11 protein-coding genes and 1 tRNA gene are annotated in these 13,725 nt (G+C 71.9%); 3 read left to right on the forward strand and 9 right to left on the reverse strand.

Features of this window, described 5'->3' with window-relative positions; translation table 11 throughout:
* Positions 1-35 precede the first annotated feature (35 nt).
* From idi to HAV39_RS40785, 4 genes are all read right to left on the reverse strand, one after another.
* On the reverse strand, positions 36-587 hold the full coding sequence (idi, locus tag HAV39_RS40770) for an isopentenyl-diphosphate Delta-isomerase (protein ID WP_191844430.1): 552 nt from the start codon (positions 585-587) through the stop codon (positions 36-38).
* Entirely contained in the window at positions 584-2,011 is a 1,428-nt protein-coding gene (gene crtI, locus HAV39_RS40775) for a phytoene desaturase family protein (RefSeq protein ID WP_191844431.1), read from the reverse strand. The genes idi and crtI overlap by 4 nt, the downstream gene beginning before the upstream one ends.
* A gap of 168 nt (positions 2,012-2,179) precedes the next feature.
* On the reverse strand, positions 2,180-4,453 hold the full coding sequence (locus HAV39_RS40780) for a beta propeller repeat protein (RefSeq protein WP_191844432.1): 2,274 nt from the start codon (positions 4,451-4,453) through the stop codon (positions 2,180-2,182).
* A gap of 67 nt (positions 4,454-4,520) precedes the next feature.
* Positions 4,521-7,274, reverse strand: a complete 2,754-nt coding sequence (locus tag HAV39_RS40785) for a cellulose binding domain-containing protein (protein ID WP_191844433.1) — start codon at positions 7,272-7,274, stop codon at positions 4,521-4,523.
* Positions 7,275-7,620: 346 nt separating this feature from the next.
* On the opposite strand from HAV39_RS40785, the gene HAV39_RS40790 reads away from it, so the two are divergent.
* Complete coding sequence (locus HAV39_RS40790) at positions 7,621-8,169, forward strand: hypothetical protein (protein WP_191844434.1); 549 nt, start codon at positions 7,621-7,623, stop codon at positions 8,167-8,169.
* Between the two features lie 57 nt (positions 8,170-8,226).
* On the opposite strand, the gene HAV39_RS40795 is transcribed toward HAV39_RS40790, so the two are convergent.
* Positions 8,227-8,430, reverse strand: coding sequence for a hypothetical protein (locus HAV39_RS40795; protein WP_191844435.1), 204 nt, complete (start codon positions 8,428-8,430; stop codon positions 8,227-8,229).
* Between the two features lie 92 nt (positions 8,431-8,522).
* Positions 8,523-9,512: a LuxR C-terminal-related transcriptional regulator gene (locus tag HAV39_RS40800; RefSeq protein WP_191844436.1), complete on the reverse strand. Its 990-nt coding sequence runs from the start codon at positions 9,510-9,512 to the stop codon at positions 8,523-8,525.
* Between the two features lie 348 nt (positions 9,513-9,860).
* Here HAV39_RS40800 and HAV39_RS40805 point away from each other — a divergent pair, with 348 nt between their 5' ends.
* Positions 9,861-10,583: a PP2C family protein-serine/threonine phosphatase gene (locus HAV39_RS40805; RefSeq protein WP_191844437.1), complete on the forward strand. Its 723-nt coding sequence runs from the start codon at positions 9,861-9,863 to the stop codon at positions 10,581-10,583.
* 64 nt (positions 10,584-10,647) lie between these two features.
* Here HAV39_RS40805 and HAV39_RS40810 read toward each other — a convergent pair whose 3' ends face one another.
* From HAV39_RS40810 to HAV39_RS40820, 3 genes are all read right to left on the reverse strand, one after another.
* Positions 10,648-11,163: a SigE family RNA polymerase sigma factor gene (locus HAV39_RS40810; protein WP_191844438.1), complete on the reverse strand. Its 516-nt coding sequence runs from the start codon at positions 11,161-11,163 to the stop codon at positions 10,648-10,650.
* Positions 11,160-12,272: a hypothetical protein gene (locus HAV39_RS40815; protein WP_191844439.1), complete on the reverse strand. Its 1,113-nt coding sequence runs from the start codon at positions 12,270-12,272 to the stop codon at positions 11,160-11,162. Before HAV39_RS40815 ends, HAV39_RS40810 begins: the two co-directional genes overlap by 4 nt.
* A gap of 224 nt (positions 12,273-12,496) precedes the next feature.
* Positions 12,497-12,571 (reverse strand) — tRNA-Lys (locus tag HAV39_RS40820).
* Between the two features lie 427 nt (positions 12,572-12,998).
* On the opposite strand from HAV39_RS40820, the gene HAV39_RS40825 reads away from it, so the two are divergent.
* On the forward strand, positions 12,999-13,725 hold a 727-nt coding region (locus HAV39_RS40825), incomplete at its 3' end, for a cellulose binding domain-containing protein (RefSeq protein WP_191844440.1).

The following is a 13,725-nucleotide window of genomic DNA, read 5'->3' on the forward strand; positions in this document are numbered from 1 at the left end:
TCAGGCCCGTGGCGAAATGGGGCAGCAGGCCCGGTTCAGGACACCTCACCGAGCGCGGGGACCGCCACCGCGGTGACCCCGGCCAGCCAAGGGGCGTAGTCGTCGGGCCGCTCGTCCAGCGAATGGAGCAGGTCGGCGGGGTGCACCCAGCGCAGCGCCGCGACCTCGGCCGGGTCCGGGCGCGGGGGCTCCGAGCCGGGCCCGATGATGCCCAGCAGCACGTGGTCGTACTCGTCCTCGACGCGGTCGGTCGACGGGTCGACGGCGCGGTAGGCGTACACCCCGATCTCGGTGAGCGCGACGCCGCGCACGCCGATCTCCTCGGCCAGCCGCCGGGACGCGGCGGTGACCAGGTCCTCGCCCGGGCCGGGGTGGCCGCAGGTCGCGTTGGCCCAGCGCAGCGCGAAGCGGGTCTTCACGGCGGCCCGCTGCTGCAGCAGCAGCCGGCCCTGCGCGTCGAGCAGGTGCACGGAGAAGGCGCGGTGCCGGATGCCGGGCGCGGTGTGCGCGTGGGCGACGGTCGCCTTGCCGCAGGGTGCGCCGTTTTCGTCGACCAGCTCGACCAGATCTTCTTCGCGAGACCTCATGCCCGTGCTCCGACCACTCGACGTGCCGCCGCCCGGCCCGAGATCAGCACCATGGGTACGCCGACGCCGGGACGGGTGCCGGACCCTGTGAAGACGACGTTACTCAGGGTTGGATGAAGGTTACCCGGTCGCAGCGGGCCGCTCTGACGCAGCGTGTGCGCGCTGGCGAACGGCGTGCCGTGGGCCATGCCCTGGCGGGCCCAGTCGTCGGGCGTCACCACATAGGACAGCGCCAGGTTGCCGCCGAGGTCGAGGTAGCCCCGGGCCTCCAGGGTGGCCATCAGCTCCCCGGCGTAGCGGCGGCCGACCGGGCCGTCCCAGCGCACCGGCGCGGTGCGCAGGTTGGGCACCGGCGCGACCACCTGATAGGTCTGGCGGCCCGCGGGGGCGGCCGTCGGGTCGGTCCGGCTCGGGTTGGTGACCAGGATCGAGGGGTCGCTCATCAGCTCGCCGCGGTTGACCACCTCGTCGAAGGTCTGCCGCCAGGACCGGCCGAAGTGCAGGTTGTGGTGGGCGATGCGCTGGTAGCCGCCGCGGTCGTCGCGGGTGCCCAGGTGCAGCACCACGCAGGACGGCGACGGGGTGAGCCGGCGCAGCCGGGCCGGCGGCAGGCCGGGCAGCAGGCTGTACGCCGCGGGCAGGTCGGGGTTGAGCACGATGGTGTCGGCGGTGAGCCGCTCGCCGTCGGCGGTGTGCACCGCCACGGCCCGTCCCGCGCGGGTCTCCACCGAGGTCACGTCGGTGTGGTAGCGGAAGTTCACGCCGTGCTTCTCGGCCGCCGCGGCCAGCGCCCTGGGCACGGCGTTCATGCCGCCGCGCGGATACCAGACCTCGGTGACGGTGTCCAGGTAGGACGCCGCCTGGTGGTCGCGGCCGGTGAACAGGTTGCGGAAGGAGAACAGCCGCTGCGTACGCGGGTCGGCGAAGAAGTCGGTGAGCCGCCGCCGGGCGCCCTCGGTGGCCAGCGTGCGCCAGTGGCCGGCCGGGTCGCGCCGCTCGAACTGCTGCAGCCGCCGCGCCCAGCGCAGGAAGCGCAGGTAGCCCGCGGCCTCCTTGCCGCCGCACAGCTTCGCGATGGCCGCGACCATCTTGTCCGTGTCGGCATGCACGTCGAGCGTGGTGCCGTCGGGGAAGTGGGCGCGGTAGGCCGGGTCGAGCCGGATCAGCTCGATCCAGTCGTGCAGGTGCTCGCCCACCGCCGCCAGCGGTTCGGCCAGCAGGTCCGGCGCGGTGATCATCGTGGGGCCGGTGTCGAACCGGTGCCCGTCGAGTTCCAGCACGCCGACCTGGCCACCGGGGTTGCCGGAGCGTTCGATCACGGTCACTTCGCGGCCTGCCCCGGCGAGGTGCAGCGCGCAGGAGAGTCCGCCCAGCCCTGCGCCGACGACAATCACATGATTTGTCGGCCCCATTACGGTTCGCACGAAATCATGGTGGCACGTTCGGCCGGACTGACACGCCAAACAGCTGGCGATGTGTGCCGTTTGCCCGATATCTGACAAGTCCGGAAAACCCCGCCACCGCACGCGGATCGATGCGATACCGGTCGTGCCGACCGGCGATCCGCGTGCGGTGGAGGGCATTCATGCAGGTCAGCGTGGTTCGCCGACGATGATGCCGCGGCCGTTGGTGCCGACGTAGACCCGGCCGTAGACCCGCGGGTCGCCGATCACGACCGCCCCGGTCCACGCCCACTGGTGCCGGTCGTCGTTCAGCCGGGTCCAGCGGCGGCCGCCGTCGTCCGAACGGAAGATCCCGCGGACGCCGCGCACCTTGGCGCTGGTGTAGACGGCCGGGTAGGTCCGGTGCGGCGCCGCCTTGCCGAAGCCCACGTTGTCGGCCTCGTCCACGCCTGCCAGCCGCGCGAACGTGCGGCCGCCGTCGGTGGAGCGCCACATGCCGTACACCCCGCCGGCCTTGCCGCCCGCCAGCCAGATGTCGCCGGCGTTCCCCGGCACCGCCTGGAAGCGCACGTCGCCCTCGGCCGGCAGGCCGGTCGCCGCGGCCGTGAAGGTGGCCCCGCCGTCGGTGCTGACGTGGAAGATCCCGGCGGCGAAGGCGTACATCCGGGCCGGGTCGACCCGGTCGGACTCCACCCGAGCCCCGGCCGGCACCCCGGAGCTGGGCGTCCAGGTCGCGCCGCCGTCAGCGGAGTGAGACACCGCCGCGCCGTCGGGTGACCAGAGCACGTGCGTGCCGTCGGCGTTCACCGCGACCCGTCCGCCGCCGGAGATCCCGTCCGGCTGCGACGCCGCGGGGGTCCAGGTCGCGCCGCCGTCGTACGAGATGCCGAAGCGCTCCCCGCCCGTCGGGTTGCCCACCCGCACCACCGTGCCAGGCGCCAGCCCGGCGAAGTCCAGGCCGGTGGTGCTGCCGTGGGTCGGATTGGCGAACATCAGGCCCGGGTTGGCGAAGTCGTGGTGCACGAAGCCGCCGACGTCCCCGAGCGCCGAGATCAGGTGCGCGCCCACCGGTGGGCTGACCAGGTCGAGCACCGCCGTCTCCTCCAGGCCCCGGGCCCGCACCTCGATGTGCACGGTGCCGCCGGTGTCCCAGTCGGTGAGGTTGTCCGTCGCGTAGACCGTCGCCCCGGTGCCGTAGAGCAGCCGGTCCGAGTCGAAGGGGTCGATCTCCAGGGACTCCGTCATCCAGCCCAGCTTCGGCGCCTCCTCCGGCAGGGCCGGGGTCGCGTTCCAGGTCAGCCACGGGGCGTCGGTGATGTCGAGGTCGTAGCGCTTGACCCGGTTCGGCCAGGCGCCCCAGTCCCAGGACCGGGTCCAGGTCGCGCCGCCGTCCGTGGTGCGGAAGAACACCACATCGGGCCACCAGGCGATCTGCGTGGCCACCAGGAGCGTGCCCGGGTGCTGCCGGTCGATCGTCAGGCCCGAGTAGCCCCAGCCGCCGTTCTCCGGCGTGACGTCGGTCCAGGCGTCCGTCGCGGTGTCGAGCTTCCAGACCCTGCCCGAACCCCCGTCGTACGGGCCGCCGGTGTCGCTGGTGGCCAGGTAGAGGAAGCCGCCCACGTGGTCGAGCACGCCCTTGTGCGGCACGTGCCCGGTCGGCGCGCCCGGCACCGCGGCCCAGGTGGTCCCGCCGTCGGTGGAGCGGTAGAGCGGGTTGTCCTTGTCGGCCACGCCCGCGTAGATCGTCTGCGTGCGCCGCCGCCGCCCGCCGGTGCGCGGGTCGAACACCACCCAGACCACGCCCTGCAGATCGTTGGCGTAGCCACTGGTGTCGTTCGGGTCGGCGCGGTACGTGCCCGGGTTCGGGAACGCGGTCACCGGTGCCCAGCGCTCGCCGTGGTCGGTGCTGCGCCACAGCCCGTGCCCGCTCGGCGCGCCCAGGTAGAGGACCTCGTTGCGGTTCGGGTCGATGGCCAGGCGCTCGCCCATGCCCCGGCCCGGCATGTTGCCGCCCAGCTTGAACGGCAGCTCGGTGACCTTCCAGGTGCGGCCCCGGTCGCGCGAGCGCAGGATCGCCCCGTGGTTCGGGTCCCAGTCGTTGGTGTACGTCCCGACGGCGGCGTAGACCCGGTCCGGGTCGCGGGCGTCCGTGGCCAGGCTCGCCACCCCCGACCAGCCCCACTTCTCCCAGCCCACCCAGTCGAGCAGGGGCACCCAGCGACCGGTGGACGGCTGCCAGCGGTACGCGCCGCCGATGTCGGTGCGGGCGTACACCAGGCCGGGTTCGGACTGGTTGAACACGATGCCGGGGACGAAGCCGCCTCCGACGACCTCGACGTTGTCCCAGCGGTAGCCCTTCTCGCCGGCCAGCGCGGGCGCGCCGAGCATGCCCGCTCCGGCGGCGACGCCGACCGCGCCCGCCGCGCCCAGCAGGCCGCGGCGGGAGATCCGTGCCTCGTTCATCTGCTTCCTCTCCACGTACGAGCGAGGCGTCCCTCGGGTGAGGGACGCCTCGGTTCTCAGGGGGCGATCACAGCGCCGTGCAGGTCACCGGCGACGGGATCGGGTTGGAGCTGTTGTTCCAGGAGGCGTTGAAGCCCGCCGTCGTGCTGGCGGCGGGCGCGAGCGCGCCGTTGTAGCTCTCGTTGACGGCCTGCACCGCGGACCCGGTCTGGGTCTTGACGCCGCCCCACATCTGCGAGATCACCTGCCCGGCGGTGAAGGTGAAGTCGACCCGCCAGCCGGTCGTGGCGACCGTGCCGGTGCTGGTCACCTTCAGCTCGCCGGTGAACCCGCCGGGCCACGAGTTGAGCACCTTGTACGTGGCCGTGCACGCCTTGCCGCCCGGCCCGGACGGGCTGGGCGAGGCGGACGGGGAGGGCGACGCACTCGGCGACGCGCTCGGCGACGCGCTGGGCGAGGCCGACGCGGACGGGGACGCCGACGGCGACGCGGAGGTCGACGCCGACGGGCTCGGCGGCGGGCTGGACGGGGTCACCGTGGCGTCGCCGTAGATGATGCCGCGGCCGTTGGTGCCCAGGTAGACGCGGCCGTAGGTGCGGGGGTCGCCGGTGATGGCGTCACCGGCGTTGCCGTACTGGTGCTGCGCGTCGTTGATGCGGACCCAGGTCGCGCCGACGTCGTTGGAGCGGTACACGCCGCGTACGCCGTCGATGGTGGCCATGGTGTAGACCGCCATGTTGGTGCGGCCCGGCGCCGCCTTGCCGAAGCCGATGCCCACGCCGCTGGCCGACGCCGCGAACTTGGTGAACGACGTGCCGGAGTTGGTCGACCGGTACACGCCGGTCTCCCCGGCCAGCCAGATCTCGCCCTCGACGCCCGGCATCGCCTTGAAGTTGCCCGTCGCGCCCAGCCCGGTGGCGGTGCTGGCGAAGCTCTGCCCGCCGTTGGTGCTGACGTAGAACGTGCCGTTGTAGAGGGCGTAGAACTTGTTCGGGTTGACCCGGTCCGACTCGACCTTCGCCGTGGCGGGCACGCCGCCGGCCTGGCTGAAGCCTCCACCGAAGCTGGTGGCGTAGAAGACGCCGTTGGCCTCGGTGCTCCAGACCACGCGGGTGCCGTTGGCGTTCAGCGCGACGGTGCCGCCCTGCGCGCCGCTCGGCGAGCTGCCCGACCACCAGTTCGCGCCGCCGTCGCTGGACACGCCGATGTTGGTCTGCCCGTTGGCGGTGCGCGCGCCCTTGCCGACCCGGACCACGTAGCTCGGGTTCAGCTCGGCGTAGTCGAGGCTGTTCGTGCTGCCGAAGTACGGCATGTCGAACATGTCCGGGACCACGTCCAGGTTGGTGTGCCGGAAGCCGCCGATGTCGCCGACGCCGGAGATCAATGGGGAGGTGCCGGTGGGCGGGCTGATCAGGTCCAGCACCGCGGTCTCCTCCAGGCCCTTGATGAACGGGCTCAGGGCGACCGTGCCGCCGGTGTCCAGCGCGGTGAGGTTGGTGGTGCCGTAGATGGTCGCGCCGGTGCCGAACAGCATGCGGTTGGCGTTGAACGGGTCGATCTCCAGCGCCTCGGTCATCCAGCCCAGCTTCGGCGACTGCTCGGGGGCCGACTTCTGCTCGTTGAAGTCCAGCCACGGCACACCGCTGATGTTCAGGGTGTAGCGGTTGGTCCGGTTCGGCCAGGCGTAGTCGTAGAACTGCCGCCAGGTCGCGCCGCCGTCCGTGCTGCGCCAGATGAACGTGTCCGGATACCAGGAGCTGTAGCCGGTGACCATCAGCGTGTTCGGGTTCTGCCGGTCGACCGACAGGCCCGAGTAGCCGAAGTAGTTGTTGCTCGTGTCGCTGGACGGGACCGGGCTGATCTGGGTCCAGGCGCCGGTGGACAGCTGCATCTTCCACACGTCGCCGTGGCCGCCGTCGTACGGGCCGCCCTTGTCGCTGGTGGTGATGTAGAGGTAGCCGCCCGCGATCTCGCCCTGGTGCGCCAGGTAGCCGGTGGGCTGGCCCGCGACGCGCTCCCAGCTGGTGCCGCCGTTGAGGCTGCGGTACACGGTGTTCTGCAGGTCCGCGACGCCGACGTAGATCGTCTGCGTGGTGTTGCCGGCAGTGCCGGTGGACTTGTCGAACGCCACCCAGCCGATGCCCTGGCTGAAGTTCAGGTAGTTGTTGGTGTCCGCCGGGTCCTGCACGTAGTTGCCGGCGTTCGGGAAGTTGGTGACCTTGGCCCAGGTCACGCCCGAGTCGGTGCTGCGCCACAGGCCGTTGCCGGCCTCCGCGCCGAAGTAGAGGGTGCTGTTGCGGTTCGGGTCGATCGCCAGGCGCTCGCCCATGCCGCGGCCGGGCATGTTGCCGCCGACCTTGAACGGCAGCGTGGTGGCGGCCCAGGTGGCGCCCTTGTCGGAGGAGCGCAGGATGGCGCCGTTGTTCGGGTCCCAGCTGTTGAGGTACATGCCGACCGCGGCGTACACCTTGCTGGTCTGCACCGGGTCGGTGGCGAGGCTGAGCACGCCGTTGTAGTTCCAGTGGTCCCAGCCCGCGAAGTCCAGCAGCGGGATCCAGCTGCTGGTGGACTGGTTCCAGCGGTACGCGCCGCCGATGTCGGTGCGGGCGTAGATCAGGTTCTGCTCGGTCGGGTTGAAGATGATGCCGGGCACGAACCCGCCACCGTCGATGCGGACGTTCTTCCAGGTGTACGGCTCGGACGAGGCCGCCGCGGCCGGGGTGCCCCCGGCCAGCTGGGTGACGACCGCCAGCGCGCCGGCCGTCAGCGTGGCGGCGAGGGTGCCGGCGAGGGTGCGGGTTCTTCGGGCACGGGGTTGCATCTGTGGCACTCCAGTGGGGGACGGTGCCGCTGGCGCACAGGTAGCGGGGCGGGCCCGGGCAGTGTTCACCGCCGCACCGCCTGTGCCGGCAACGGCGACAGAACGTGCGAATGCGTGGCGCGGGACTGCCCTCGGTTGCGCGCACCGGTCCCGTGGAGAGGTTCACACGGCCGTCACAGGCATGTCAATAGTTTAATGTGCCAACGAACTAGTGTCCGATGTGCCCGGTCGGCGGCGGTCCGCGAGCCCGTTGGGCTTAGATCACATAGGAGACAATGGTTAGGTGCGGCTTGCCTGGGCGTTGTAGGGTCTGCCCGCGATCCCTCAACCCCTCCGGAGCTCGATCATGAGTGAATACACCCCTCAGGTGAACTTCGTCAGCCGCACCGGCGCCGGCGTGGTCGGCGGTGTCGCCGGCGGCCTGTTCCTGGCCCTCGCGCTGCAGATCACCGGCCACATCAAGCCGTACGCCCAGCTCGTCGGCGAGGTCGAGGCCTCGACCGCGTGGGTGATGGTGCTGATGGTCGCGGGCGCGGCCGGCGGCCTGTTCGGCGCGTTCGTCGGCAAGTTCATCCGCGGCCAGATCGTCCCCGCGGTCGGTGTCGGCCTGGTCTGGGGCATGATCACCTGGCTGGTGCTGGCGATGCTGATCCTGCCGATGTTCGGCGACGGCTCCGTGTTCGGCATCAAGGACGCCGGCGGCATCTTCATCCTCGGCGTCTACGTCGTCTTCGGCGTCATCACGTCGATCGTGTACGCCATCGCCGGCCCGCGCCGCCGCCACTACTACCGCCGCCGCCGCGAGGTCGGCTTCGTGATGGCCATGCCGTCGCTGCGCCGCCGCCGCCGCTCCCGCCGCTCCGACGAGGACCTCGTCGAAGAGCTCGAAGACTGACCCCGAAGAAGGGTGCCTTCGCCACGCGGAGCGTGGTGAGGGCACCCTTCTTCGCAGCTACAGGCTGCGGGCGATCTCGGCGAGCACGTCGGAGGGGACCTCCACGACGGTCTCGTGCGCCGGGATGTCGAGCTGGCGCAGGGCCTCCGGATCGGTGACCCGCCACCCCTGGACCACGAACGTGTTCCGGTCGGTGCGGTACAGCGACGGGCAGTTGGTGTCACCGGACAGCACTGTCTTGCGGATGAACGTGAGCTGCACTGGTCCCCCTGGCTAGACGGCACGGGCGGGTGCCAGCTTAGCGAAGGAAATGGTGCAAATCGCGTAGGCCGGACGTTCCCGCGTCCCGCCGGTCAGCCCCGGCGCACTGCCCACAGCGCCGCCTCGGTCCGCGAGGCCGAGCCCGTCTTGCGCAGCAGGTTGGACACGTGCACCGCGACCGTGCGGATGGAGATGTCCAGGGTCCGGGCCATCTGCTTGTTGGACATGCCGGCCGCCAGGCAGCGCAGCACCTCCTGCTCGCGCGCGGTCAGCTCGGCCGGTTCCGGCGCGGCGGCCGGCCGCAGGTGGCCGGGCAGCGGCTCGTCGAGCAGCGCCTGCGGGCCCCGCCCGGCCGTCGCCGCGAGCAGCTCGACCAGCCAGTACGGGTTGCCGCCGGTCCGTTCGCAGACCGCCCCGGCCAGGTGCTCCGGGATCACGCCGTGCACCTGCGTGACGACCTCCGCCACCTCGGCCGGCCCCAGCGGGCCCAGGTGCTGGCGGACCGCCCCCCGCGCACCGGACAGCCGGGCGAGCGTCCGGGCCACCAGCTCCGGGGAGTCCGCGGCGTCCGGCGGGCGGCTGGTCACCACGAGCAGCGCCGGCAGGTCGGGCGCGGCAGCCAGCTCGCCGACCAGGTTGAGGCTGGCCGGGTCGAGCGCGTGCAGATCCTCCACCACCAGCACCGCCGGACCCGCGCCGACCAGCGCCCGCACGGTCCGCACCGCGAGCCGCAGCAGCGCGCCGGGCGCGTACCGCTCGCTCGGCGCGTGCGGGTCCTGCGCCAGCCAGGCCAGGCCGTCGGCGGGCACCGGCAGGTCGTGGGTGTCCCGGCCGCTGAGCACCGCCGCCAGCCAGTCGTACGGCGCCGGGGTGTGCAGCCGCGCCACGCCGTACAGCACCGCGTCCGGGGCCGGCGAGAACGCCGCGAGCGCGCTCGCGACCAGGCGCGACTTGCCGATACCGGCCGCCCCCGTGATCGACACCACGGCGGCGGGCGTCGGGCCGCCCTGGCGGACCTGTGACCACCGCCGCACGAGCTCCGCCAGCTCGGCCGCGCGTCCCACCATCGGCACCGGCGTCATCGGTTCACCATACGTACCAACGTCACGGGCACTCCCGCTGACCTGCGAGCGCTCGCCATGCGGGTCGAGCGCGAGCCGCCGCACGGGCGCGGCCGTCGCGCCGGCGCGCGCCGCGCACTCGCTGCCGCCCCGGACTCGTGTCCGGCGGACACGCCGGGACGGCCGGCCCCGGACAGAACCGAACCCGCCAGGACCCGGGACCGGCGGCCGTAGTCCGGCAAAGGAGCAGCTCAGAGTGGATCTGTGCGGCCGTGGCGGCAGCCGGCGAGGACTCGGCGGTCGGCATTCGGCAGGGATAAGTACTACTGCTTAAAGACAAACCGCGTCTCAGTAGGCAGGCTATGCACCATGACCCTGAGCCTGCACGCCGTCGCCCGCACCGATGCCGGACTCGTCCGTGAGAACAACGAGGACTCGGCGTTCGCGGGCAGGCGTTTCGTGGCGGTGGCCGACGGTGTCGGCGGCTCCCCGTCAGGCGAGGTGGCCAGCCGGATCGTCATCGAGACCCTCGCCCCGCTGGAGCAGGACGGCGCCCGGCACGGGGCGGACGTGCTGCTGGCAGAGCTGGCCGTGGCCAACCGCCGCATCCGCGAGGCCATCGAGGCCGAACCCGCGATCGACGGTATGGGCACGACGCTCACCGCGGTCCTGCTCGGCCCCGACAACGCGACGCTGCTGCACGTCGGCGACTCCCGGGCCTACCTGGTGCGCGGCGGCAGGCTGCGCCAGCTCACCGTGGACGACACGCTGGTCCAGGCGATGGTCGAGCGCGGCCTGCTCGCCCCCGAGGAGGTCCGGCACCACCCGCACCGCTCGATCATCACCCAGGCGGTGCAGGGCCGCGAGTTCACGCCGACCGTCACCACGCTGACCCTGGAGATCGGGGACCGGCTGCTGCTGTGCAGCGACGGCCTGTCCGACATCGTCACCGACGAGGCGCTGGCCGAGGTGCTGGGCGGGTACACAGACGCGGAGGCCATCGCCGACCGGCTGATCAAGCTGGCGCTCGCCGCCGGTGCGCCGGACAACGTGACGGTGGTCGTCGCCGACGTCACCGCATACGCCTTCTGAGCCCGGCCGCTGCACGGCCCCCGTGGGTCCCGTGCAGCGGCCGGCTCGTCTCCCGAGGCGAGGCCTAGCCGCCCTGGCCCGCGGTGCTGAGCGAGAACGCGTCGGCGAGCGGGCCGTCCATGGCGCGCAGCGCGGCGATCGCCCGGCTGGCCCGGCTCTTGACCGTCCCCGGCGAACAGCCCAGCATCGCCGCGATGTCCTGCTCCGGCAGGTCCACCCAGTACCTCAGCACGAGGACCACCCGCTGCTGGGCCGGCAGCGCGCGCAGCGCACCGAGCACCAGCTCAGCGGTGTCGCGCACCGCGAAGTCGTCGCGCACCGGTGCGTCCGGCAGCACGCCGGTCGGCACCTCCCGCCGCCAGAGGCGCCGGCCCGCCCGCCAGGCGGCCCGGACCATCACCTTGCGGGTGTACGCCTCAGGATCGCCGTCGGGGTACAGCTTCCGCCACGCCCGGTAGGTCTTGATCAGCGCTTCCTGGGCGAGATCCTCGCCGTGTCCACGGTCGCCGGTCAGCATCGCGCCGTGCCGGACCAGAGCCGGGTAACGGGCATGGACGAAATCGGTGAACTGCTGCTTCACGGCTTACCCCCGATCAGCTCGTGCAGCTCGGCGGCGAACCCGGCCGGCAGCCACACCCGGCCACCATCCGAGGACGTGGCGAAGGAGCACTCCGCGGCCGTGCCGATGCCCACCGTCACCTGATGGAGCACGCTGATCTTGGTGGTGGCGGGCGAAGGGCTCGGATTCATGATCACGAGATCCAGCTGCGCCATGTCCTTCGCGGCGAGCAACCAGTCGGGCAGGCGTGGGCTGATCACCTTTGCGCCGGCGCACGGCAGCTCGGCGGGCTGGACCATGCGCTCCAGCCCGCGCAGCCGTTCGATGACCTGCTTGAGCACCGCGGGATCCGTCGAATGCACCGTCTCCCCGTCCAGGTTCAGGTAGACGTCTGACACGCCGTCAGGCACCACCAGACGAGTCACCGGTGCCGGAACTCCGCGGATCGACTGCAGAACGGCTGCCGCCTCGGCGGGGCTCATCTCGTACGAGAGACGTGCCGCGGCCCAGGGCGCGGCCAGGCTGCCCGCCGTGAACGAGCTCTGCATCCCGCGCACGATGTTGTGCACCTCGTTGTCGTCCAGCCAGAGCGGCTGGCCGCCGGGAAGCACGATCTCATTGAGACCGAGTGAGAACCTGCGCCCGGCTTGGAACATGTGCACGCGGTAATACCGCTGCCAGTCGTCGCTCAACTGAAGCTGGGCGTGGGCGTTGCAGTCGCCCCCGGGACCAAGCCCGTTCATGGCGAGCACCACCGTCTTCGGCTCGATCACACAGTAGTCGACGGCCGTCTCGACCTCGCGGTACTTCCAGCCCGGTGCCAGCGGCAGGATCAGGCCGTTGAAACGCACCTCCCCGTCCACCACCTCCGGCTCCAGCACGCGCGGCAGCGGCGAGGGCAGCGGGGACGGCGAAGCCGCCACCTCGCGCGGCGCGGGGCCGGTCCCGCCGACCACGCGCAGGACGGTGCCCGCGGCCAGGGCCGCGACGGTGGCGACCACGGCGGTCGCCGCGATCACCCGCCTCCGGCGTGCCACAGCTCGCCGGACGATGCCGGGGGCCGGGTCGGCGGCCAGCGGCCTGATCTCCTCGGCAGCCTCGTCGAGCAATGCCCGGATACGTTCGGTCATGACGGTCCCCTCGTGATCGGTCTGCTGCTCCACCCGCCCAGAAGGCATCGGCAGCCCGATCCGGTTCCCTGCGCCCGGCGGTTTCGTGCCAGGCGTCGAGAAGCTGGTCGACCTGGGTGCGTGCGCTCCGGCAGCTCGGCGAGGGCCCGGACGATCGACCTTCACTGCTGCACGCAGGAAAAAGGCCCTGCCCGGACTCCGGAAGGGCCTTTGACCTGTTCGTTTGGTGGGCCGCCAGGGACTCGAACCCTGAACCTACGGATTAAAAGTCCGCAGCTCTGCCATTGAGCTAGCAGCCCTCGACCGCTCAGGCTACCGGATCGCCCCGTTCCGGGTCGTGGGGTATCTCTCCCCGGCGGGCCGCCGGGTGTCCGGGAGCCGCGTTCGCGGACCGCCGTCATCCTCCGGGCTGTGGCCAGGCGCGTCGGCCCTGATCGATGGGAGCGCTTCCAGATTAATCGACGAGAGTGTTGTGTGCGCGTTACGACTATGCAAACATAAGCCCGTTCGCGTATGGGAGCGCGCCCACGCGATCTTGCCGCCGAGGGCACCCGGGTCACCGGGACGGCGGAGGTACCACCGGAGCGATCCGGTCGATCAGACAGCGCCCGCCGGGCCGGGCGTACGTACCACCTGCGACCCTCTGTGCGGCCATCCCTTTTGCGCCGTGCCCGCGGGTCGACACCGTGCCCTGATCGGGCCACGGTCACCGCCCAAGGAGATGGTATGAAATTCCCGATCCGGCTGTCCGGCCGGCGCAAGCTCGTAGCGCTGTCCGGCGCGAGCACCCTCGTGGTCGCCGGCCTCATCACGATTCCCGCGACCATGGCGCACGCCGCCCCCGGCTGCGACATCACGTACACCACGAACGACTGGACCGAAGGCACCGGCAGCGGCGGCTTCACCGGCACCGTGGTCGTCAAGAACACCGGCGACGCGCTCACCAGCTGGACCCTGAAGTTCGCCTTCCCGAGCGGGCAGACGTTCACCCAGGGCTGGTCGGCGAACTGGACCGCCTCCGGCGCGAACGTCACCGCGACCAACCTGTCGTGGAACGGCGCCCTCGGCACCGGCGCGTCGACCAGCATCGGCTTCAACGGCCGGTGGACCGGCAGCAACCCGAAGCCGACCGCGTTCACCCTGAACAACGTCGCGTGCACCGTCGGCGGGGTCACCCCGACCGCGAGCCCCAGCACGCCCGCCAGCCCGAGCGCGTCGCCGAGCACGCCGGCCAGCCCGAGTGCCAGCCCGAGTGCCCCGGCCAGCCCGAGCGCGTCGCCGAGCGCGCCGACGAGCCCGAGTCCCAGCCCGACCGTGCCCGGTGTGAAGGTCGACAACCCGTACTCGGGGGCGCGTGGTTACGTGAACCCGGAGTGGAGCGCGAAGGCGGCGTCGGTGTCCGGCGGCAGCCGGGTGTCGAACCTGTCGACGGCGGTGTGGCTGGACCGGATCG

The organism is Catellatospora chokoriensis, from assembly GCF_011297315.1.
In the GTDB taxonomy this organism is placed as follows: Bacteria; Actinomycetota; Actinomycetes; order Mycobacteriales; family Micromonosporaceae; genus Catellatospora; species Catellatospora citrea.

Coding starts and splice junctions, on each gene's coding strand:
- idi (WP_191844430.1), bottom strand. CDS start 587: ATGAGGTCTCGCGAAGAAGATCTGGTCGAGCTGGTCGACGAAAACGGC.
- HAV39_RS40780 (WP_191844432.1), bottom strand. CDS start 4,453: ATGAACGAGGCACGGATCTCCCGCCGCGGCCTGCTGGGCGCGGCGGGC.
- HAV39_RS40785 (WP_191844433.1), bottom strand. CDS start 7,274: ATGCAACCCCGTGCCCGAAGAACCCGCACCCTCGCCGGCACCCTCGCC.
- HAV39_RS40790 (WP_191844434.1), top strand. CDS start 7,621: ATGAGTGAATACACCCCTCAGGTGAACTTCGTCAGCCGCACCGGCGCC.
- HAV39_RS40800 (WP_191844436.1), bottom strand. CDS start 9,512: ATGACGCCGGTGCCGATGGTGGGACGCGCGGCCGAGCTGGCGGAGCTC.
- HAV39_RS40805 (WP_191844437.1), top strand. CDS start 9,861: ATGACCCTGAGCCTGCACGCCGTCGCCCGCACCGATGCCGGACTCGTC.
- HAV39_RS40815 (WP_191844439.1), bottom strand. CDS start 12,272: ATGACCGAACGTATCCGGGCATTGCTCGACGAGGCTGCCGAGGAGATC.